Annotated in this window: 19 protein-coding genes, 1 tRNA gene and 2 pseudogenes; 13 read left to right on the top strand and 9 right to left on the bottom strand. The window is 58.3% G+C overall.

Translation table 11 applies throughout. From position 1 onward, the window contains the following. Positions 1-20: 20 nt before the first annotated feature. Positions 21-554 carry a carboxymuconolactone decarboxylase family protein gene (locus J3P82_RS21360; RefSeq protein WP_434558559.1) on the bottom strand — a complete coding sequence of 178 codons (534 nt, stop codon included), beginning with the start codon at positions 552-554 and terminating at the stop codon, positions 21-23. 48 nt (positions 555-602) lie between these two features. Beyond that, a complete protein-coding gene (locus J3P82_RS21355; protein ID WP_434558558.1) occupies positions 603-1,355 on the bottom strand; it encodes a hypothetical protein in 753 nt (250 codons plus the stop codon). Between the two features lie 99 nt (positions 1,356-1,454). On the opposite strand from J3P82_RS21355, the gene J3P82_RS21350 reads away from it, so the two are divergent. The 4 genes and pseudogenes from J3P82_RS21350 to J3P82_RS21335 form a co-directional block, all read left to right on the top strand. Next, positions 1,455-2,336, top strand: coding sequence for an AraC family transcriptional regulator (locus J3P82_RS21350; RefSeq protein ID WP_434558557.1), 882 nt, complete (start codon positions 1,455-1,457; stop codon positions 2,334-2,336). A 353-nt stretch (positions 2,337-2,689) separates the two neighbouring features. After that, a complete protein-coding gene (locus J3P82_RS21345; protein ID WP_434558556.1) occupies positions 2,690-3,049 on the top strand; it encodes a DUF6124 family protein in 360 nt (119 codons plus the stop codon). Positions 3,050-3,434: 385 nt separating this feature from the next. Further along, the gene (locus J3P82_RS21340) at positions 3,435-4,130 is read left to right on the top strand and encodes a hypothetical protein (protein WP_434558555.1); all 696 of its coding nucleotides are present in this window, start codon (positions 3,435-3,437) and stop codon (positions 4,128-4,130) included. A 134-nt stretch (positions 4,131-4,264) separates the two neighbouring features. After that, a pseudogene (locus J3P82_RS21335) lies at positions 4,265-4,551 on the top strand (IS4 family transposase); the annotation flags it as partial. Positions 4,552-4,596: 45 nt separating this feature from the next. Here the strand turns inward: J3P82_RS21335 and J3P82_RS21330 are convergent. After that, positions 4,597-6,141 (bottom strand): SIR2 family NAD-dependent protein deacylase, encoded by a 1,545-nt coding sequence (locus J3P82_RS21330; protein WP_434558554.1) that lies wholly within the window; start codon positions 6,139-6,141, stop codon positions 4,597-4,599. A 257-nt stretch (positions 6,142-6,398) separates the two neighbouring features. Between J3P82_RS21330 and J3P82_RS21325 the strand changes: the two are divergent. Next, positions 6,399-6,534: pseudogene (locus tag J3P82_RS21325) on the top strand (nickel/cobalt efflux protein RcnA); the annotation flags it as partial. A 52-nt stretch (positions 6,535-6,586) separates the two neighbouring features. Here J3P82_RS21325 and J3P82_RS21320 read toward each other — a convergent pair. The 5 genes from J3P82_RS21320 to J3P82_RS21300 form a co-directional block, all read right to left on the bottom strand. Further along, positions 6,587-8,977 carry a TonB-dependent siderophore receptor gene (locus J3P82_RS21320; RefSeq protein ID WP_434558553.1) on the bottom strand — a complete coding sequence of 797 codons (2,391 nt, stop codon included), beginning with the start codon at positions 8,975-8,977 and terminating at the stop codon, positions 6,587-6,589. A 122-nt stretch (positions 8,978-9,099) separates the two neighbouring features. Then, positions 9,100-10,089: a FecR domain-containing protein gene (locus J3P82_RS21315; RefSeq protein ID WP_434558552.1), complete on the bottom strand. Its 990-nt coding sequence runs from the start codon at positions 10,087-10,089 to the stop codon at positions 9,100-9,102. Then, positions 10,076-10,591 (bottom strand): sigma-70 family RNA polymerase sigma factor, encoded by a 516-nt coding sequence (locus J3P82_RS21310; protein ID WP_434558551.1) that lies wholly within the window; start codon positions 10,589-10,591, stop codon positions 10,076-10,078. Before J3P82_RS21310 ends, J3P82_RS21315 begins: the two co-directional genes overlap by 14 nt. Positions 10,592-10,701: 110 nt before the next feature. Next, positions 10,702-11,031 carry a hypothetical protein gene (locus tag J3P82_RS21305; RefSeq protein WP_434558550.1) on the bottom strand — a complete coding sequence of 110 codons (330 nt, stop codon included), beginning with the start codon at positions 11,029-11,031 and terminating at the stop codon, positions 10,702-10,704. A 240-nt stretch (positions 11,032-11,271) separates the two neighbouring features. Continuing rightward, positions 11,272-11,356: transfer RNA gene (locus J3P82_RS21300), tRNA-Leu, on the bottom strand. A gap of 108 nt (positions 11,357-11,464) precedes the next feature. On the opposite strand from J3P82_RS21300, the gene queA reads away from it, so the two are divergent. From queA to J3P82_RS21270, 6 genes are all read left to right on the top strand, one after another. Continuing rightward, the gene (queA, locus tag J3P82_RS21295; protein WP_434558549.1) at positions 11,465-12,514 is read left to right on the top strand and encodes a tRNA preQ1(34) S-adenosylmethionine ribosyltransferase-isomerase QueA; all 1,050 of its coding nucleotides are present in this window, start codon (positions 11,465-11,467) and stop codon (positions 12,512-12,514) included. 14 nt (positions 12,515-12,528) lie between these two features. After that, positions 12,529-13,644 carry a tRNA guanosine(34) transglycosylase Tgt gene (gene tgt, locus J3P82_RS21290; protein WP_186635473.1) on the top strand — a complete coding sequence of 372 codons (1,116 nt, stop codon included), beginning with the start codon at positions 12,529-12,531 and terminating at the stop codon, positions 13,642-13,644. Between the two features lie 43 nt (positions 13,645-13,687). Further along, complete coding sequence (gene yajC, locus J3P82_RS21285) at positions 13,688-14,026, top strand: preprotein translocase subunit YajC (RefSeq protein ID WP_003185175.1); 339 nt, start codon at positions 13,688-13,690, stop codon at positions 14,024-14,026. 63 nt (positions 14,027-14,089) lie between these two features. Beyond that, the gene (gene secD / locus J3P82_RS21280; RefSeq protein ID WP_434558548.1) at positions 14,090-15,958 is read left to right on the top strand and encodes a protein translocase subunit SecD; all 1,869 of its coding nucleotides are present in this window, start codon (positions 14,090-14,092) and stop codon (positions 15,956-15,958) included. 9 nt (positions 15,959-15,967) lie between these two features. Further along, positions 15,968-16,882, top strand: coding sequence for a protein translocase subunit SecF (gene secF / locus J3P82_RS21275; protein WP_434558547.1), 915 nt, complete (start codon positions 15,968-15,970; stop codon positions 16,880-16,882). A 117-nt stretch (positions 16,883-16,999) separates the two neighbouring features. Beyond that, positions 17,000-17,548: a glycine zipper 2TM domain-containing protein gene (locus J3P82_RS21270; protein WP_018607449.1), complete on the top strand. Its 549-nt coding sequence runs from the start codon at positions 17,000-17,002 to the stop codon at positions 17,546-17,548. Between the two features lie 253 nt (positions 17,549-17,801). On the opposite strand, the gene suhB is transcribed toward J3P82_RS21270, so the two are convergent. After that, positions 17,802-18,620 (bottom strand): type III secretion system regulator SuhB, encoded by an 819-nt coding sequence (suhB, locus tag J3P82_RS21265; RefSeq protein ID WP_003185165.1) that lies wholly within the window; start codon positions 18,618-18,620, stop codon positions 17,802-17,804. Between the two features lie 144 nt (positions 18,621-18,764). Here suhB and trmJ point away from each other — a divergent pair, with 144 nt between their 5' ends. Together trmJ and cysE are read left to right on the top strand one after the other, a co-directional pair. Next, the gene (gene trmJ / locus J3P82_RS21260; RefSeq protein WP_434558546.1) at positions 18,765-19,535 is read left to right on the top strand and encodes a tRNA (cytosine(32)/uridine(32)-2'-O)-methyltransferase TrmJ; all 771 of its coding nucleotides are present in this window, start codon (positions 18,765-18,767) and stop codon (positions 19,533-19,535) included. Position 19,536: 1 nt separating this feature from the next. Next, a complete protein-coding gene (gene cysE, locus J3P82_RS21255) occupies positions 19,537-20,313 on the top strand; it encodes a serine O-acetyltransferase (RefSeq protein WP_434558545.1) in 777 nt (258 codons plus the stop codon). Positions 20,314-20,333 lie beyond the last annotated feature (20 nt).

Genomic DNA, 20,333 nt, shown 5'->3' with positions numbered 1-20,333 from the left:
CGGGCGGGGCTCGGTCAGGCTTATTTCAGGGCGACCTTGGGGAAGTCGACCGGAATGTCCAACGCGACGTTGATGTAGTTGGTGAACAGGTTCAACGCGACATGGGCGATGATCTCGACGATCTGCTCGTCGCTAAAGTCGTTGTCACGCAGACGCTGCACATCGGCGTCGTCCACTTGCGCGCGCTGCTCGACCACTTTCAGGGCGAACGCCAGGGCCGCCGCCGTCTTCGAGTCGCTGGACTCGCCGCGCTGGGCGGCGGCCATGTCGGTCGAGGACACACCGGCCTTTTGACCCAGGGCCGTGTGCGCGGCGAGGCAGTACTCACAGCGATTGCGGTTGGCGATGGCCACCGCGATCTGCTCGCCGAGCTTGGCGCCCAACGTGCCTTGGCCCAGGGCACCGAAGGCCGCCCACATGCTTTGCAGCGCCGCCGGCGAATTGGCGACGCCCTTGAACATGTTCGGCGTTGCGCCAAAGGCCTGCTGGATCTGGGCCAGCAATGGTTGGCTGGCGGCGGGCGCGTATTGTGGCTGAAGGTTGATACGAGTCATGTGTTTCTCCAGTGATGTGGCGGGGTTGAATACAAGAGGCGAGGCGGGTCAGCGCTTGACCTTGCCGGGCAAGGACAGGTCGCCCGAGGCCACCTTGAACACGTCGGCGACGCACAGCAGCGGGTTATGCACGCTAGCGTTCACGCGCAGGGCGGCCGTCACGCCGTCGAACGCACCGGCCTCGACCGGGCCGATGTCGTCGAACGGCACGCGCACTTCGATGGTTTTCTGATTGATCGTCGGGGTCCAGCCCGGGCTGTCGATGAGGATCGGCAACCCCGGCCAAGTCTTGGGCACGCGAGGCTTGGCCCCTGCTGGAATGTCTACGACTTTCAGCGCATCTTTCCCACAGGCCGAGTCGGGCTGCAGCACCACCCAATGCGAGTGCCAAAGATCACCGTCGTTATCCAGGCGCCCGTCGCGGTTCTCGTCGAACAGCGGCGTGTCGTCGAAGTCGGGGTGTGAAGTCACGGCAAAAGCCAGGATCCCGGACTTCGGCTCGAACCCAATCACCGAAGGGTCCAGGCTGGTGGGCCATACGTACGAGAACACCGTGCTGCCTGCCAACTTGCCGCTGGCCGCCGGGCGTACGCTGCCGGCCTTGCCAGAAACGGCCATGTGGAAAATCGCCACGTTGCCTTCGGTGGTTATTTTCGTATGAACGATATCGAAGGGCGCCTTTACAGCCTTTGCCGGTTTGCTGGCGATGCCGACGTGATGCGCGGCTTCGTGAGCGCTGACGCTGGCGCTCAAGCCAAGCAGCAACGAAGCGTAAAAGAGGGGGGAGCGAGTGAGTTTCATGGTGGACCCTTCTGCCGAATGATGTGGTGCTGGCAGTTTAAGGGGATGGTCTGTACTATTTGGCTCTTAACGTACGCCTAACGTAGCAATTCGTTCAGAATGCAAACACTACCGACCATAGATCGCCTCTCCGGCATCCTCGACCATTTCCGCGTGCAAGCGCAGTTGCACCACACCGGCGCCTTGTGCGGTGTGAATCGCTTCGACGCGCGTGAAGGTTTTGGCTATCTGCATGTGCTTCGCCGGGGACAGCTGAAAGTCAGCCATCCCGGTGGCCAAGGCTTGCCCTCGATGAGCTTCGAAGAACCGTCGCTGCTGTTCTATCCCTGCCCGATCACCCACCAATTCCATAATCCCCCGGCGGAAGACTCCGACTTCACCTGCGCGCGGCTGATGTTCGAGGGCGGCGCACGCAACCCACTGGCGCGGGCGCTGCCGCCCTTGATCGCGTTGCCGCTGGCCCAAGTCCCCGGCCTGCACTCCGCGCTGGAACTGCTGTTCGCCGAGACCGACCACGTGCGCTGCGGCCAGCGAATGCTCGCCGACCGACTGTTCGAAGTCGTGGTGCTGCAACTGCTACGCTGGCTGCTCGATCACCAACAGGAAGCGGGCATCCAGCCGGGCCTCATCGCTGGGCTGTCAAACCCGCGCCTGGCACGGGTGCTCGTCGCCATCCACGAAGACCCGAGCGCCGCCTGGACCCTCGAGCGCATGGCCGAACGCGCCTGCCTGTCGCGCACGGCATTCGCCAACACCTTCCGCGATGTGGTGGGCCAAACACCCGCCGACTACCTGACCACCTGGCGCATCGCCCTGGCCCAGAGCCGCTTGCGCCAAGGCGAATCCATCAAGAGCCTGACCGAAGAACTTGGCTACACAACGCCTTCGGCACTCTCACGGGCCTTCACGGCCAAGGTTGGTGTGTCTCCTCGGGAATGGTTGGCGCAGATAGCCACAGGCGGATCGAACCCGTTAACGTAAGCCGTGTCAGTAAAGCCCTTCAGACGCTGGCAGCCAGCGCTCACCAGACCACAGCGCCTTGCGCCTTTGCCTACAACTACGCCAGAATCCGCCGGCTTGTGCGCCTTGGGTGGCGTCGGTAGTTTGGGTTCGGTCACTGCTCATCAGTGATCGGGTTTAGTCGCCCGCCGTAGCTAAGTCGCTCAAGCGCCCGTCAGTCAGGAATCCCGTCCCTGCACTCGATGGTGGCTGTGCGCAGGGCGCCTCCGGGCGCGCCGATTTCTTAGCTCGTCGGTCGACTAACCTGCGTACAGCTGCCTCCCAATCGTTTAGTCGCGAGCGGGTCGTAGCCTCAACCAAAGAGAGCTAAGACCATGGCCAAAATTACACCGAACCCTCCCGTTACCGATGAACACGTGTCGCGTGCTCAGGCTGCGCGGAACAAGAAAATTGATGATGCGGCCACTCGCGCGTTGGATTACTACCTGAAACCCAAGCCTAAGAGCGAAACGTCTGACAAGCCCGACTCCATTTTCCGGATTGATCCTGGGATTGATTCTGAGTGTTTGCTTGCGAATCTCAGTGAGAACCTGGCTTCGGCGAATGCGATGATCAGTGATCTTGCGTTCGACCTGGATGGCTCGCGAAGGCGGGTTGCGTTGGGGATTTTGCAGGTGATCGAGGTGAGTGAGCTGTTGGCGAATCGGGCGTTGGATATTGTTGAGGCTCGGTAGATAATCGGGGCAGGAAGGGTCTTGCACAGCGGGACCTTTCTTGTTCGACACAGGCTGAAATTGCCAGCGCTGAGCTGCTTATTATTTGCCAATGCCTGTCAGCTAATAGAGACTCCTGGCCTTACCAGACTCGATAAGGATGCGAGCATTGAAGTTTGAAAACGGTCAGTTTTCTGGCAGCCATGGAATTGTCGCGTTGCGCGAGAAACATCAAACGAAGGATCGAGCATGTTCTGGGTATTGCTGATGTTGGTGTTTCTCGGGATCTCCTTCATGACGTTCGGTCAGATTACCCGATGAAGGAAGAAGACTGCCCTTTATTGAAAGACTGGTCGGTCTTGGAACCCAAGGCTTTCATTCATCAATGTAATCGGTTTTCCCTCCCATGAAAAAGCTGTTTCTCGCGTTGCTTTCGGTCGCCCTGCTTTCCGGGTGTGTCACCAAGTCGTTGAGTATCGAAGACCGCCACCAGATCAAAACCATCAAGATCCTTCCGGTGTACTTTGCGGTGCAGAACTTCAAGTACACCAGCATGACCCAGGCCTGGGGAGCAGGCTTGGGTGCCGGAGCAGGTGCCGCAACCGGCATGGCAGCCGGAGCATCGAGCGCCGCCACCAGCGCATTGGCCGGCGCCGGCTCGGTCGCGGGCACCAAGGCGGCAGACGGCGCGACGGTGGATATTTCCCAAGCGATTCTGGACAATATGCAGGCCCATGGTATCGATGTGGGCAAGCTGGTGCGTGAAAGCTTCGAAAGGCGCATCAAGCAAGAAGGGCTGTTCACCATTGTGGCTGAAGGCGAGAAAGCGGATGCCGACGTTGAAATCATGGTCATGCAGTGGGGGCTGAGCCTGAAAAACTATAGTACCGTGCTTTATCCGGTCATTGGCGTGAACGGATTCATGAAGCGCGGCGGTACATCGGTTTGGCGCAACTTCAATACCATCTCGCCATTCAATGAAAGCAATACCCTCGCTTACACCCCTGAACAGTACGCCACCGATCCCGAAGCACTGCGGGCGGCGTTTTCCCGCGTGTCCGATCTGGCAGTCGGCAAGCTGATTGAGGACCTGAAACAATAACTGCCCAGGGTGAACCGCAGTGCTGCGCGCCTCAAGGATCAGGAGCGACGGATGACCGTTCTCTCGAAACTTAAAGTGCGAAAAAGGGACGCGAAAAAGGACCGAAAAAGGGACGGATTTATTTTCACTGGAAACGGAAGCTCATGGCGCAATCAGTTCTGTTAGCCGACTGCTTGCCTCGCTAACTGAGTTTCAAACATAGCCTTCAGCTATGCCTTGAGTTGAGGCGGTACGGGACTCAAGAGCAAGAGATGCTGAATCTGCTTGAGCAGATTGCCCAGAAACGTGTCGGAAAGCCTCCTGGCAGGATTGAGCCGCGCGCTATAAAACGAAGACCCAAGCCCTACCCCTGCTGATGAAAACACGCCGATCAACAAGGGCTGAGGTCAGGAGGAATGGACACCCGAAGAAGAATAAGTAAGCGCCATTCAAATCTGTCCCATTTTTTATCTTGTTTATAAAAAGCCTATGTTTGTGTTGTTGTAACGATCAGCGCAGGCGATGCTACAGCAAGTTGAGGTGATGAGGACGCTGGTTGCGCAGGCGCAGGCGGTGGAGTAGATGGAACAAGAGGCTCCGAGGCTGAGGCTATAAGGGGACCGCTTTGCGCCGGTAACGGAGGTGGTGGTGGAGGAACGACGAGCGTCTCTGCCGGTGCAAGCAGGGGACTCAGTAATAAAACAACATAATGCCAGCCCTTACTCTGTGCATAAATTTTTAACTCTCGCACCTGCGTTTTGGATAGGCCTTTTTTTCTGGAGTCCCAAATTTTTCCTGCTGCATGGGACTGACCGCTCTTTTTTCCAATGTATGGAGCTTGCCTGTACAATGCGTGTGCTAGTTTATGAAACAGCGCCGGAGGTAGATGGGAATCACCGTAGGTATCCAAAATATCAAGTACTATAGTCAAGCCTTGCGCGTAGCCTTGAAATGCCCCGTACCCTGCCGATCTTTCGAAAGTTTTATCAATGCATTTCTCAAAAAAAGGTATGAAGCCATCGATTAGTGGCGAATAGTTGCTATTGTTGACAAATGAAAGAGTTGTTTCTCTAAAATTTTCTTCGTCGATGAATTTAATGACCGCGTCTTGCGGAGATTTAACCATCAAATCACGAATGTCATGCAGTTTTCCGATCAATTCATCTTGGGCTTGTCGTCGTCGGACGACAATTGGCATCAGCTCATCGAAGAATTCAGCTAGTCCGGAAACCTCTAAAATGGTAGCGCCATTATGTCCCCGATATGGCGCGTCTTTAGGAGTGCTAACTCTAATTATCTGAATGGTCTCATTGGGATAGCTCTTGATAACTTCGTCAAATACATTTTTTGACCAATCAAAGGCCGTTAAAACATTATCATCACCTAGTCCGTAACCTAAAAGTACTGTTGTAGACTCCTTTAGTGTCAGAGCTAGCTTTATTTGGCGATACTCATTTGGCCTAAACAGTGCGGTGTAATCCTCGCGGCAAAGTACAATTTTATCCGGATACGTACGTACGCCATGGAGGTGATAAACTGGTGTGCGACCCTTCGGGAAAACCAGTGGCTGATCCGGTCCAATTGTAATGGATTCGCCCGGCAGCAGACTTTCTATGACTAGATCGTAGTTGGTAGTTATCACCCAGGCGGGTGACAATTTGCTGATATGATCAGCGTATACGATTTTTTTCTTGTCCGTTGGATACCAACAGGTTAGCTCAGCCACTTTTTCTTTTAGGGCAGCCATGCTGCTTGTAATCGTCAGTCCTCTTGCTTCCGAATGCTTTCGGCAAATAGAAGAGGCTATTTCCGGATAACCTGTGCCAATCAAGTTGGGATTGTCAAAATCGAATTCTATTTCTAGCTCTGTCGTGGCTCTCTGCAGTAGCTGTCCCCAGGAAAGAGCCTCTTCGCCAACTAGCTCTTTTGAAAACCCCGCACCTATGAATAGGCATAAGTTTCCATATATGCTGGATTCAGAAATGTGGGCTAGCAATTGTTGACGGGTTAGATTTTCAGGAAGCTGGAACATAACTCACTCCTTTGGCGTTATATTGGATCCTATACACATTTTGGCCAGTCTCCAACCCTTCTTTCGTTGTCCTTTTTGGGAAGAGAGACGCTTGCGGAGTATCAGTCACTGGTCGATAAATCCTTGCTCTCCGCTTCTAGAGCGGAAACAGATTTACTTTAAGTGTCATGTCCTGCTCAAAGAAGATTCCGTAGGTAATCCCTCAGAATGATACAGGCGAAAAAAAAGACCTGGAATTTCAAGGTCTTTTTTAAGATATCGTGTTCGGCGTGACTGGCGGTCTGATTCCTTGTCCGGCGGCTATCACCGTCCTATTGCTATGTCTTCGAGTTAAAGAGATCGCGCTCGGGGGCATGGTCGTACTTGTGCTTCAGCATCGGCTTGGCGATCAGTGCCCGCTGTAGAGCGGGCACCACTTCCTACGTGAGAAGGCTTACACGCCGGCTTACCAGTTGTAACTCACTTTGGCGGTAATTTCGCGACCCGGGTTGTAATAGTTCGCCGTGCCGGAACCGACCACGTGTTGCTCGTCCAGCAGGTTGCTGACATTCACGGCAAGGTCGGTGCCCTTGGCAATCTGGTAGTTGAAGGCGGCGTCGAACAAGGTGGTGCCATCGCTCTTGCTGTTGTTGGCGGCCTCCATGTAATAGGCGCCGACGTAGCGTGCGCCCAGGCCGAGGCTCACGTCAGTGCCGGGCAAGCTGTAGTAACTCCACAGAGAAGCGGAATGCCTCGGTGCCGTGGTGAACTCATTGCCCTTGAGGGAGCTGCCGTCGTACAACGTACCGCGCAGCACCTCGGACTTCATGTAGGAATAGCCGCCAATCAGGCTGAGGTTCTGCGTCAGTTGCGCTTTGGCCTCCAGGTCGAGGCCGCGCACTCGCGACTCGCCCACCGTCTGCTGTTCGATGATGCCGCTTGGCAGCACCACAGCGATCGTGACGTTTTCCTGGGTCAGGTCATAAACGGCTGCAGAGAACAGCGCGTCCATCGCCATGGGCGAATACTTCACGCCCACTTCGTACTGCTTGCCCGTTTGCGGTGTAACGCCAACCTGGGGGGGCGAGACGGATTCCACCATGCTCACATAGGTGGACACCTCATCGTTGACGATATAGGTCAACGAGCCGCGGTAGGAGGTTTCGGAGAAGTTGTCTTTCTCAGTGGATTGCAAGCCTTCGCTGGTCAGGTCCATCGAGTCGTTGCGCATACCCGCGGTGACGATGAAACGCTCGTAGAACGATAGGTTCTGCTGAAGGAATACGGCCTTGGTGGTCGCGTCTCGCTTATTGACGGCATACGGCGTGATTGAGCGTGAAACGCCAGTAAACACCGGATTTGCAATGTCAATCGGGGTCGCCAGGGCGTAGACCGAGCTTTCCTTGGTGGTCGAATCGAGGTACTCCACGCCCACCAGGCTGCTGCTGTCGATATTCTCGAAGCGGGCATCGTATTGCAGCATCAGATTGCCGTTGAACTGGTCGGCTTCACTGTCCGTTCCAAACAGATACCGGTCAACGGTAGTACCGACACGTGCGGCGCTGTCGCTGATGTAAACGTAGCCAAAATCATCGGTCAGTTTGCTGTAACGCAGGTTGCTGCGCAGTACGAAGCCGTTGTCGAAATCATGGGTAACATTGCCGCTGAGGCTGGTGCGCTCGACATCGTGAAAGTTGTAGCTGGGCTCACCATAAAACTTGCTGCGGTCGTATTCCTTGTCCAGCGGATAACCACCACTGTTGGGCGAACTTTCGGTTTTCAGGTAGTCCAGAATCATTGTGGCCGACGTGTAGTCGGTAGGTGCCCAAGTGAGGCCACCCATCACCAACTTGTTGTCGTCCTGTGAGTGGTCGTACTCGCGGTCGCTGTTTTGCCCTTTGGCAGTAAAGCGGCCGGCCAGGGTTTTTTCGTCGTTCAGCGCGTCCCCCACATCGACGCCTGTCTCGACATGGTCAAAGGAACCGTAGGTCACGTAGCCCTGGCCAAACTGCTCGAAGCGCGGCTGTTTAGTCACGAAGTTCACCGAGCCACCTGGGTCCGCCGGGCCAAACAGCGTGGAGTTGGCGCCACGCAGAATCTCGATGCGCTCATAGGCGAAAGGATCTTCGCGTACGCCGCGCATCGAACTCAGGGTCAAGCCGTCACGGTAGGTAGTGGCCTGGAAGCCGCGGATCTGGAAATAGTCGTTGCGGTCGTCCGAACCATAAAAGTCGCTGATCACGCCCGGCGTGTATTGAAGGGCCTCTTCAGTGGTGCTGACGCTGCGTTGCTCCATTTCCTTGCGGGTCACAACCGACACGGAGGCGGGCGTGTTGAGAATGCTGGTTGCCACCTTGCCGCCGACCCAGAGCTCCTTGGCGACCACCGAGTTGGTGTCGTCGTCGGCGTTGACCTTGACCTTGGCATTGATGATAAGGGGGGCGAGGCGGTAGTCCTCGGTGTCGGTTGCGCCAAGTTCGAGCGGGCCGGCAGGCTTTTGTTGAGGTATCAGCAGGTAAGCGTTCGGGCCTTGCTGCTCGATTTGCAACTCGCTTCCCTGTAACAACATTGACAGCGCTGCCGACGTATCGAAGGTGCCGTTCACGCCTCCCGTTGTGCGGTTCGCTACGCTCGAGTCATCGAAGGAAAGACTGATGCCCGCCTCGCGCGCAAAGCGGTCAAGCGCCGGCGCCAGCGGGCCGGCAGCGATATTCCACTGCTGGACCTGGTTGCGGTGTTCAGCGCTCGAAGATTGCGCCAGCGATGGCAGGCCGTAGCTGCTGACGATCAAACCCAGAATCACGCCTTGTACGGCATGACTCAATGGACGGCGCTGTGTAACCGGGGACGAACTCATTTTCTCGCTCCATGGAAGGGTATCGGCAGATTGGCCTGTAACGTCGGCCTTCCTTACAAGTCGAACGAGAATGAGAAACTACCTCATTAGTTTTTTCAGATACGAGAAAAGTGCGAATGGACTCAGCTGGCGGCGGTCAACGTCACCCAGTAACGGGTCCGATAATCAACGTGCAAGCGCAACGACTGCGCGACCAATGCCAGCACCTGATCGTTGTCAGCGAGCTGAAAGGTGCCGGAAACCCGACGGTCAGCCACTTCTTCGGCGCATCGCAATACGCCGGGACGGTAGCGCGACAACTCAACAATAAAATCACTGAGGCGCATATTGCGCGCGGTGATCACCCCGTCACTCCAGCTCCAGAGATCAAGGCCGTTATCCTTGAACTTATGGGCGCCATTTGATGTGAACAGCAGCAGGTTTGCGGCCTGGACACTGCTGCTTGCGCTATCGGCCAGGGTTTGACTGGCTCCCGGAAATACCGTGACTGTGCCTTCCTGAACCGCGAGCAGGGTGCCGTCGTCACGTTCCCGCGCCAGGAAGCGGGCACTCTGAGCGCGCATGACCCCGTCCCGTGTCTGTACCCAGAAGGGGCGCGTTTGTGTCGAGTGTTCATCCGCGCCGACATTCACGATGATTTCACCACGCCGCAGAATGATCAGGCGCCGCTGTGCGTCGAAATCGCTGTCGACAGCGCTGTCGCTATTGAGCTGGATAAGGCTGCCATCATCGAGCTGGACGCGTCGTTGCTCACCGGTGTTGCTGCGCTGCTGCGCAAGCATGGCCGGCACGGGTGTGTAATCCCGGCCGAGCCAGGCGGCTGCGCCGACAGTGGCCAACAGGCCCAGTAGCTTCAGGCTTTCCCGTCTTCGTATGCCACGGTGGGTGCCGTTAAGGGTTTGTCGGGCCAATTGCGCTGGCACGCCGGCGAATTCATCCCCAAGCGCTTCCACACGCTGCCACGCCAACAGGTGCTCTGGGCGCTGCTGTAGCCAGTGCTCAAAAGTGCGCTGTGTTTGCTCATCTGGCTGATTGAAGCGAAGGCGCACCTGCCAGTGGATCGCCTGGTCGACAACGGCCGGATCCAGCGCCTGCGACTCACGCCTCGACATAACGCAAGCGATAACAGTGTTGCAGGGCTATGGCCAGGTCGCGCTCCACCGTCGCACGGGAAACGCCCAACTTTTCGGCTATTTGCGCGCAGGTCAAGCCGTCTAGCCGGGCAAATAGAAAGGCCTGGCGAACTCTCGGCTTAAGCATATCGAGCATGCGGTCTATCCGCTCGAGCGTATCAAGAATCAGCAGTCGGCTTTCTTCCGAGGGAACCTCGTGTTGAGGCAGTAACGCGACGCTCTCCAGATAGGCACGTTCGAGTTCGCGACGACGATACTGATCAATCATCAGCCCGCGGGCGATGCTGCTCAGATAGGCACGGGGTTCGCGCAAGGGGCTTGATTGACGGGATTTGAGCAGACGTACGAAGGTGTCTTGCACCAAATCTGCTGCGTTATCGCGACATCCAATGCGTCGGCTTAGCCAGCCGTGTAACCACGAGTGGTGGGTGCGATAGAGCAGCGCTAGATCTGCAGTGCCTAGTATTTCGTCGCTGCGCATCGGTATTCCGGCGAGTAATTGATAATTACTCGCATTCTACCTGCGCGATAGGACTCAGGCAAATGCGTGGCGCTCAGCGTCCGCTTTTGGCCGTTTTTGCCATGTCCCGCTCAAAGAACATCGCGCAGATAGGCCTTGAGCATGAGAGCTGGGCCACGAAGTTCCTCCATCGCCCGCACAGAACCAAAGTCCTCTGCCAGCCGCGCCAACTCTCGGCCCAGCACTGTATCCACCCCACCAATCGCCCCCAACGCCAAATCCAGGCATCGGCCGATTTCGCCCTGAATCCCTGTCACATCGCCCCGCCGTATCAACAACTCAAAAACCTCACGGTCGCAACTGCCCATCAATGGATCATCTCGCAGAATCGGGCTGTGACCCTCTGCCTCATAAGCCAGCTTGAGGGAATAAAGAGCGACCGTTTCCAGTAGCAATTCCATGGGTGAAATCCTTGGTGACTGGGTGAGAAGGGTGGGTTATGTCTTGGATTTGGCAGCTCGGGGTATCGGTGAGGGGGTGACTGCTTTGTGAGCGGTTCGCACTCAAGCGGGAGCAACTTCTTCCTCACCATGGGGTTGGCTATGGGGGCCGCTTCACGCCCTGAGCTCTGCGTTAGCCGCGGCAAATCACTTTCCAGCAGACGAAAAAAAAGACCTTGAATTCAAGGTCTTTCTTTAAGATGGTGCCCCGAGGGAGACTCGAACTCCCACTCCTTTCGAAAACGGATTTTGAATCCGCCGCGTCTACCAATTCCGCCATCAGGGCTCAATGGCGGCGAAGTATAGAGAGGTGCCTACCGTTGGTCAATCACGTTTCATGGTGAATTTTTGATAATTCCGCTAGACTTTCGGCCCCTGCTAGACGAACCCCATCATGCGTGTTGCTGACTTTACCTTCGAACTCCCGGATTCGCTGATCGCTCGCCACCCTCTGGCTGAGCGTCGCGCCAGTCGACTGTTGACCCTGGACGGGGTCAGCGGTGCCATGGCTCACCGTCAATTCACTGATTTGCTTGAGCATTTGCGCCCGGGCGATTTGATGGTGTTCAACAATACCCGAGTCATTCCCGCGCGTTTGTTTGGCCAGAAGGCCTCCGGCGGCAAGCTGGAAATTCTGGTGGAGCGGGTACTGGACAGCCATCGGGTGCTGGCCCATGTGCGGTCGAGCAAGTCGCCCAAGCCGGGCTCGTCGATCTTGATCGACGGCGGCGGTGAGGCGCGGATGGTGGCGCGCCATGACACGTTGTTCGAGCTGGAGTTTGCCGAAGAGGTGTTGCCGCTGCTCGACCGTGTCGGGCATATGCCGTTGCCTCCTTATATAGACCGCCCGGACGAAGGTTCGGACCGCGAGCGTTATCAGACGGTGTACGCCGAGCGCCTGGGGGCGGTGGCGGCGCCGACGGCGGGGCTGCATTTTGATCAGCCATTGCTGGAGGCGATTGCCGCCAAGGGCGTGGAGACGGCGTTCGTGACGCTGCACGTCGGCGCCGGGACGTTCCAGCCGGTGCGCGTGGAGCGCATCGAAGACCACCACATGCACAACGAATGGCTGGAAGTCAGCCAGGAAGTGGTCGATGCCGTGGCGGCCTGTCGCGCGCGCGGCGGGCGGGTGGTGGCGGTGGGGACCACCAGCGTGCGTTCCCTGGAAAGCGCCGCGCGCGACGGCGTGCTCAAGCCGTTCAGTGGCGACACCGACATTTTTATCTACCCGGGCCGGCCGTTTCATGTGGTCGATGCCCTGGTCACCAACTTTCATTTGCCTGAATCCACGCTGTTGATGCTGGTTTCGGCGTTCGCCGGTTATCCCGAAGCCATGGCCGCCTACAAGGCCGCCGTCGAGCATGGATACCGCTTTTTCAGCTACGGTGATGCGATGTTCATCACCCGTAACCCCGCGCCACGCGGACCCGAGGAAACAGTATGAGTCGCACCTGTCGCATGTCCTTCGAGTTGCTTGCTACCGATGGCAAGGCTCGTCGCGGTCGTCTGACCTTCCCCCGCGGTAGCGTGGAAACCCCGGCGTTCATGCCGGTGGGCACCTACGGCACGGTCAAGGGCATGCTACCCCGTGACATCGTCGCCACGGGCGCGGAGATCATCCTCGGCAACACCTTCCACCTGTGGCTGCGCCCGGGCATGGAAGTGATCAAGGCCCACGGCGACTTGCACGATTTCATGCAGTGGAAAGGCCCGATCCTGACCGACTCCGGCGGCTTCCAGGTGTTCAGTCTCGGTGCCATGCGCAAGATCAAGGAGGAGGGCGTGACCTTCGCTTCTCCGGTCGATGGTTCCAAGGTGTTCATGGGGCCGGAAGAGTCGATGCAGGTGCAGCGCGACCTGGGCTCGGACATCGTGATGATCTTCGACGAATGCACGCCGTACCCGGCCGATGAAGACGTGGCGCGGGTGTCCATGGAGCTGTCGTTGCGCTGGGCCCAGCGCTCGAAGAACGCCCATGGCGAAAACACCGCGGCGCTGTTCGGCATCGTCCAGGGCGGCATGCACGAGGATTTGCGCAAGCGCTCGCTCGACGGCCTGGACAAGATTGGCTTCGATGGCCTGGCGATTGGCGGCCTGTCGGTGGGCGAGCCGAAGCACGAGATGATCAAGGTGCTCGATTACCTGCCGGGCCTGATGCCGGCTGACAAACCTCGTTACCTTATGGGCGTTGGCAAACCGGAAGATCTGGTTGAGGGTGTGCGCCGCGGGGTGGACATGTTCGATTGCGTGATGCCAACCCGTAATGCCCGCAATGGGCATCTGTTCATCGACACTGGCGTGCTGAAGATCCGTAACGCGTTCCATCGCCATGATGATTCGCCGCTCGATCCGACGTGCGATTGCTATACCTGCCAGAACTTCTCCCGCGCTTATCTGCATCATTTGGACAAGTGCGGCGAAATGCTCGGCAGCATGCTCAATACCATCCACAATTTGCGCCATTATCAGGTGCTTATGGCTGGTTTGCGCGAGGCTATCCAACAGGGTACATTGGCCGCCTTTGTCGAGGCCTTCTATGCCAAGCGCGGGTTGCCTGTTCCGCCTTTGGACTGAGTTTTCCGATCCCTAGATTCAATATTTGCAACTGGAGTGCTAAATGAGCTTTTTTATCTCTAATGCCATGGCTGACGCGGCTGCACCTGCTGCTGCCGGCCCTATGGGTGGCGGTTTCGAGTGGATTTTCCTGGTCGGCTTCCTGGTCATCTTCTACCTGATGATCTGGCGTCCACAGGCCAAGCGCGCCAAAGAGCAGAAGAACCTGCTCGGCAGCTTGCAGAAAGGCGATGAAGTGGTCACCACCGGCGGCATCGCTGGCAAGATCACCAAAGTGGCGGATGACTTCGTGGTACTGGAAGTGTCGGACACTGTTGAAATGAAGTTCCAGAAGGGCGCCATCGCGGCCACGCTGCCAAAAGGCACGCTGAAAGCGATCTAAGTAACAACTTCTCTTCAATCGACGGGGCGCGCAAGGCGCCCCGCGTCATAAGCGGGCGGCGTGATGCTGAACAAATACCCTCTGTGGAAATACGTACTGATCCTGGCGGTGCTGGCGGTCGGTGTGATTTATTCCGCTCCGAATCTATACCCGGATGACCCGGCCATCCAGGTCAGCGGCGCCAGCACGGCGTTGCAGGTCACCCAGGCCGATCTGGACCGCGCGAGCGCAGCGCTCAAGGCGTCCAATATCGATGTGAAGGCTGCGTCCATCGCCGAAAACGGCAAGGGCGGCCTGTTGCGCCTGGTCAAGTCGCAAGACCAGCTGCCAGCCAAAGACGTCGTTCGCAAGGCCTTGGGCGACGATTATGTGGTTGCCCTGAACCTGGCCCAGACCACCCCGCAGTGGCTGCGCAAGCTGGGTGCCCACCCGATGAAGCTCGGCCTGGACTTGTCCGGTGGTGTGCACTTCCTGCTGGAAGTGGACATGGACAAAGCCCTCGACGCACGCCTGAAAGTCTATGAAGGCGACGTCAAGAGCCTGTTGCGCAAAGAGCGCTTGCGCTATCGCAGCCTGCCGCAACTCGACGGTGCCATTCAGTTGGGCTTCAGTGATGAAGACACCCGCGAGCAGGCCCGTGCCCTGATCCGCAAGAATTTCAATGATTTCGACATTGTGCCGGCCGACCTCAATGGTCAGGCGGTGCTGCGTCTGGCGATGACCCCAGCCAAGCTGGCGGAAATCCGCGAATACTCCATCAAGCAGAACTTGACCACGGTGCGTAACCGCGTCAACGAGCTGGGTGTGGCCGAGCCGATCGTCCAGCGCCAGGGCGCCAACCGCATCGTGGTTGAGCTGCCAGGCGTGCAAGATACCGCCGAAGCCAAGCGTATCCTCGGCAAGACCGCCAACCTGGAATTCCGCCTGGCCGCTGAGCCGGGGGCTTCCAAGGCCTCTTCCGAGAGCTTCGAGTTCCGTGAAGGCGGTCGTCCGGCGGCGCAGATCGAGCGTGGCCTGATCATCACCGGTGACCAGGTGACCGACGCCCAGGCGGGCTTCGACGAGCAAGGTCGTCCACAGGTGAACATTCGCCTCGACGGTCATGGCGGCGAACTGATGAGCCGCGCCACGCGCAGCAACGTCGGTCGCAGCATGGCGGTGATCTTCATCGAGCAGAAGCCGACCACCACCTACACCAAGCAAATGGTCAACGGCGTCGAGAAAGACGTGCCGGTCCAGACCTTCAAGGAAGAGAAGAAGATCATCAGCCTGGCGACCATCCAGTCGCCACTGGGCAGCCAGTTCCGCATCACTGGCCTGAACGGCCAGGGCGAATCCTCGGAACTGGCCCTGCTGCTGCGTGCCGGTGGCCTGGCCGCGCCGATGTACTTCGCTGAAGAACGCACCATCGGCCCGAGTCTGGGTGCCGACAACATCGCCAAGGGTGTCGATGCGTCGCTGTGGGGCATGCTGTTCGTGTCGCTGTTCATCATTGCCATCTATCGCTTCTTCGGCCTGATCGCCACGGTTGCGCTGGCGGTTAACATGGTGCTGCTGCTGGCCCTGATGTCGCTGTTGGGCGCCACGCTGACTCTGCCCGGTATCGCCGGTATCGTCTTGACCATGGGGATGGCGGTGGACGCCAACGTGCTGATTTTCTCGCGGATACGTGAAGAGATTGCCGCGGGCATGTCGATCCAGCGGGCAATCAACGAAGGCTTCGGCCGCGCATTCACTGCGATTATCGACTCCAACCTGACCACGTTGCTGGTCGGCGGGATTCTCTTTGCCATGGGCACCGGCCCGGTCAAGGGCTTCGCAGTGACCATGTCCCTCGGGATCTTTACCTCGATGTTCACAGCCATTCTGGTGACCCGTGCAATGGTCAACCTGATTTATGGTGGCCGTGACGTCAAGAAGTTGTGGATTTAAGGGGCTGCCATGTTACGTACAATCAACTTCATGGGCGTTCGCAACATTGCGTTCGGCGTCACATTGTTCCTTACCGTCCTGGCCTTGTTCAGTTGGGCCACCAAGGGCCTGAACTACGGACTGGACTTCACCGGCGGTACGCTCATCGAGCTGACCTACGAGCGTCCGGCGGATGTTGGCAAGGTGCGCGAGCAGCTGATGACGTCGGGTTATACCGACGCTGTTGTGCAAAGCTTCGGCGCGACCACCGATCTGCTGGTGCGCATGCCTGGCGAGGACCCGCAACTGGGTCAGCAAGTGGCTGACGCCTTGCAGAAGGCTGGCGGCGACAACCCGGCCCAGGTCAAGCGCGTCGAGTTTGTCGGCCCGCAGGTAGGTGAAGAGCTGCGCGACCAGGGCGGCCTCGGCATGCTGTTGGCGCTGGGCGGCGTGATGCTCTACCTGGCTTTTCGCTTCCAGTGGAAATTCGCGGTGGGCGCGATTGTCTCGTTGATCCACGACGTGATCGTGACCGTGGGCATCCTGTCGTTCTTCCAGATCACCTTCGACTTGACGGTGCTGGCGGCGGTGCTGGCGATTATCGGTTACTCGCTCAACGACACCATCGTGGTGTTCGACCGGGTGCGTGAAAACTTCCGTGTGCTGCGCAAGGCCTCGCTGATCGAGAACATCAACATCTCGACCACCCAGACCCTGCTGCGAACAATGGCAACGTCGATCTCGACCTTGCTGGCGATTGCCGCGCTGCTGTTCTTTGGGGGCGACAACCTGTTCGGCTTCTCCATCGCGCTGTTCATCGGTGTGATGGCGGGTACCTACTCGTCGATCTACATCGCCAACGTGGTGCTGATCTGGCTGAACCTGAGCTCCGAGGACCTGATTCCTCCGGCAGCCACCGAGACCGAGGTGGACGACCGCCCGTAAGGCTCGGTTTTCCGTCCGTCACCGCTAAAAAGGCGCGAGTTGAACTCGCGCCTTTTTTTGTGCTCCAAGGCTGGGAGAAGCGCGGATTAATCCGCATGTGATGGCCTGGAGGTTCAAGTGAACAAATCGATGCTGGTTGGTGCGGTATTGGGTGCTGTCGGTGTGACTGCCGGTGGTGCGGTCGCGACCTACAGCTTGGTAAAGAGTGGCCCCGAGTATGCGCAAGTACTGGCCGTGGAACCGGTCAAGACCCAAATCAAGACCCCGCGTGAAGTGTGCAAGGACGTCACCGTGACTCGGCAGAAGCCGGTCCAGGATCAACACCAGATCGCCGGCACCGTGCTGGGCGCTGTGGCCGGCGGCCTGTTGGGCAACCAGATCGGTGGCGGCAACGGCAAGAAAATCGCCACCGTGGCGGGTGCGGCCGGCGGCGGTTATGCCGGTAACAAGATTCAGGAAGGCATGCAGGAGCGCGACACCTACACCACCACCCAAACTCGCTGCAACACCGTCAATGACATCAGCGACAAGGTTGTAGGCTACGACGTTCGCTACATGCTCGACGGCAAGGAAGGCAAAGTCCGCATGGACCGCGACCCGGGCAACCAGATCCCGGTCAGCAAGGAAGGCCAGCTGATCCTGGGTCAGAACGAACCGGCTCAGTGATCCAACCGCTATGAAAAAGCACCCTCCGGGTGCTTTTTTTTTCGCCCGATTTTTATGCATCGCCCCTATATCCAGGCGTAAATTCATCGTGGCGAGGGAGCTTGCTCCCGCTCGGTTGCGCAGCGATCGCAAAATTTCTGGGGCCGCTGCGCAGCACAGCGGGGATAAATCCCCTCGCCACAGGGGTATTTGGTATGAAACGCATGCATAAAAAAAAGCACTCCGAAGAGTGCTTTTTTTATAGCTGAACTGCTTAGCGCTTCAACGAAGCCGGCAAGTGCGGCTGGATAGCCGTCAGCACGGCCTTGAAGCATTTGGTGTTGCCGGCAACGATGTGGCCTTTTTCAAGGAAGTCGTGACCGCCGGTGAAGTCGCTCACCAAGCCGCCGGCTTCCTGGATCAGCAGGGCCCCTGCCGCCATGTCCCACTCGGACAGGCCCGATTCCCAGAATGCATCGAAACGACCGGCAGCGACGTAAGCCAGGTCAAGGCTCGCGGCACCGGCGCGGCGGATGCCGGCGGTTTGGCCGACCAGGGCGCGGAACATGCCCAGGTAGTTGTCCAGGTTGTCCATCTGGTCGTCACGGAACGGGAAACCGGTACCCAGCAGGGCGCCGTCCAGGCTGGTGCGGCCGCTGACCCGCAGGCGACGACCGTTCAGTTGGGCGCCGCGACCACGGCTGGCGGTGAATTCTTCCTGGCGAACCGGGTCCAGCACGACGGCGTGTTCCAGGCGACCACGGTATTTGCAGGCGATGCTGACAGCGAAGTGAGGAATGCCGCGCAGGAAGTTGGTGGTGCCGTCCAGCGGATCGATGATCCACAGGTACTCTTCGCCTTCGATGCCAGTGCCGGCGTGCATGCCGGTCTCTTCACCGAGGATGGAGTGGTTGGGGTAAGCCTTGCGCAGGGCGTCGACGATCTTCTGTTCGGCGGCGCGATCAACCTCGGACACGTAGTCCTTGGCGTCTTTTTCATCGACCTTGATGGTATCCAGGCGCTCGATGGAGCGGAAGATCAGTTCACTGGCGCTGCGGGCGGCGCGCAGCGCGATATTCAGCATGGGCTGCATGGATGTGTCACCTAAGGTTGTTAAAGAAAGCCGCGCATTCTATCAGAAAGTTTTCTCAGGAGAAGGTTGGTGTTCGCTTTCATAGCTTAACGGTAGGTGCTTAGGTAAGATTTGCTCCCTTTTAAGTGTTCGAGAGCGCCTCCCTTGTTGCAGAACATTCGTGTCGTCCTGGTCAATACCAGCCATCCGGGGAACATCGGCGGAGCTGCACGGGCCATGAAGAACATGGGCCTGTCGCGGCTGGTGCTGGTCGAGCCTCGCTCGTTTCCCCATCACGAAGCCGATGCCCGGGCGTCCGGCGCCGGTGATGTCCTGGCCAATGCCCAGGTCGTCGCCACGTTGGAAGATGCCCTTGTAGGGTGCAATCTGGTGCTCGGCACCAGCGCCCGTGATCGCCGCATCCCCTGGCCGCTGCTCGACCCTCGCGAGTGCGGCACCAAAGTGGTCGAGGAAGCCGCCCAGGGCGCTGAAATCGCGCTGGTGTTTGGCCGTGAAGATTCCGGCCTGACCAATGAAGAGCTGCAGCGATGTCACTTTCACGTGCATATCCCCTCCGACCCCGAATTCAGCTCGCTGAACCTCGGTGCGGCGGTGCAGGTGTTGAGCTATGAAGTGCGCATGGCCTGGCTGAAAGCCGAAGGCCAGCCAAGCAAGATGGAAAAATACGAGGCGACGTCGCCGCGCAGTGAGACACTGGCGACCATGGACGAGTTGGAGCGGTTCTATGAGCACCTGGAGCAGACCCTGGTGGATATCGAATTCCTCGACCCGGACAAGCCTCGGCATTTGATGGCGCGCCTGCGTCGGTTGTACGGACGAAGCTCGGTGAGCCGAGCGGAAATGAATATATTGCGCGGCATCCTCACGGAAACCCAGAAAGCGGCCCGTGGCGAGCTGATTAAGCGGAAGGAATAAAATGTTCGAACGTTTGCGTGAAGATATCCAGAGCGTTTTCCATCGTGACCCAGCGGCGCGCAATGCTTTTGAAGTGCTGACCTGCTACCCGGGCATGCACGCCATCTGGATCCATCGCTTGTCCGGCGCCTTGTGGAACATGGGTTGGAAATGGTTGGCGCGGCTGGTCTCGAACTTCGGGCGCTGGTTGACCGGCATCGAGATCCATCCGGGCGCCAAGGTCGGCCGCCGGTTCTTCATCGACCACGGCATGGGCATCGTCATCGGCGAAACGGCGGAGATTGGCGACGATGTCACGCTGTACCAGGGCGTGACCCTCGGCGGCACCAGCTGGAACAAAGGCAAGCGACACCCGACGCTGGAAGACGGCGTCGTCGTCGGTGCCGGGGCCAAGGTGCTCGGGCCGTTCACGGTGGGCGCGGGGACGAAAGTCGGCTCCAACGCGGTGGTGACCAAGGCTGTGCCCCCCGGCGCGACCGTGGTCGGCATTCCAGGTCGGATCATCGTCAAGTCGGACGAGGAGCAGGATGCCCGGCGCAAAGCCATGGCCGAGAAGATCGGCTTCGACGCCTACGGTGTTGGCGAAGACATGCCCGACCCGGTGGCTCGCGCCATCAATCAGTTGCTCGATCACCTGCAAGCGGTGGACGGGCGCCTGGAGGGGATGTGCGGCGCCCTCAAGGACCTCGGCAGTAATTATTGTGCCAAGGACCTGCCCGAACTGCGCGAAGAAGATTTCGCCTGCGTGAAGGACAAGGACGAAACCCGCGCCAGCTGATCTCATCGCGGTGAGAGCTG

Origin of the sequence: Pseudomonas sp. Z4-20, from assembly GCF_051131955.1 — a bacterium.
GTDB classification, from domain to species: Bacteria; Pseudomonadota; Gammaproteobacteria; order Pseudomonadales; family Pseudomonadaceae; genus Aquipseudomonas; species Aquipseudomonas marvdashtae.
This window is presented reverse-complemented; position numbering and strand designations above follow the sequence as displayed.

Coding starts and splice junctions, on each gene's coding strand:
- J3P82_RS21315 (WP_434558552.1), bottom strand. CDS start 10,089: ATGTCGAGGCGTGAGTCGCAGGCGCTGGATCCGGCCGTTGTCGACCAG.
- tgt (WP_186635473.1), top strand. CDS start 12,529: ATGTCCTTCGAGTTGCTTGCTACCGATGGCAAGGCTCGTCGCGGTCGT.
- queA (WP_434558549.1), top strand. CDS start 11,465: ATGCGTGTTGCTGACTTTACCTTCGAACTCCCGGATTCGCTGATCGCT.
- J3P82_RS21360 (WP_434558559.1), bottom strand. CDS start 554: ATGACTCGTATCAACCTTCAGCCACAATACGCGCCCGCCGCCAGCCAA.
- J3P82_RS21310 (WP_434558551.1), bottom strand. CDS start 10,591: ATGCGCAGCGACGAAATACTAGGCACTGCAGATCTAGCGCTGCTCTAT.
- J3P82_RS21340 (WP_434558555.1), top strand. CDS start 3,435: ATGAAAAAGCTGTTTCTCGCGTTGCTTTCGGTCGCCCTGCTTTCCGGG.
- secD (WP_434558548.1), top strand. CDS start 14,090: ATGCTGAACAAATACCCTCTGTGGAAATACGTACTGATCCTGGCGGTG.
- J3P82_RS21305 (WP_434558550.1), bottom strand. CDS start 11,031: ATGGAATTGCTACTGGAAACGGTCGCTCTTTATTCCCTCAAGCTGGCT.
- cysE (WP_434558545.1), top strand. CDS start 19,537: ATGTTCGAACGTTTGCGTGAAGATATCCAGAGCGTTTTCCATCGTGAC.
- J3P82_RS21345 (WP_434558556.1), top strand. CDS start 2,690: ATGGCCAAAATTACACCGAACCCTCCCGTTACCGATGAACACGTGTCG.
- J3P82_RS21320 (WP_434558553.1), bottom strand. CDS start 8,977: ATGAGTTCGTCCCCGGTTACACAGCGCCGTCCATTGAGTCATGCCGTA.
- J3P82_RS21330 (WP_434558554.1), bottom strand. CDS start 6,141: ATGTTCCAGCTTCCTGAAAATCTAACCCGTCAACAATTGCTAGCCCAC.
- J3P82_RS21355 (WP_434558558.1), bottom strand. CDS start 1,355: ATGAAACTCACTCGCTCCCCCCTCTTTTACGCTTCGTTGCTGCTTGGC.
- yajC (WP_003185175.1), top strand. CDS start 13,688: ATGAGCTTTTTTATCTCTAATGCCATGGCTGACGCGGCTGCACCTGCT.
- J3P82_RS21350 (WP_434558557.1), top strand. CDS start 1,455: ATGCAAACACTACCGACCATAGATCGCCTCTCCGGCATCCTCGACCAT.
- suhB (WP_003185165.1), bottom strand. CDS start 18,620: ATGCAGCCCATGCTGAATATCGCGCTGCGCGCCGCCCGCAGCGCCAGT.
- secF (WP_434558547.1), top strand. CDS start 15,968: ATGTTACGTACAATCAACTTCATGGGCGTTCGCAACATTGCGTTCGGC.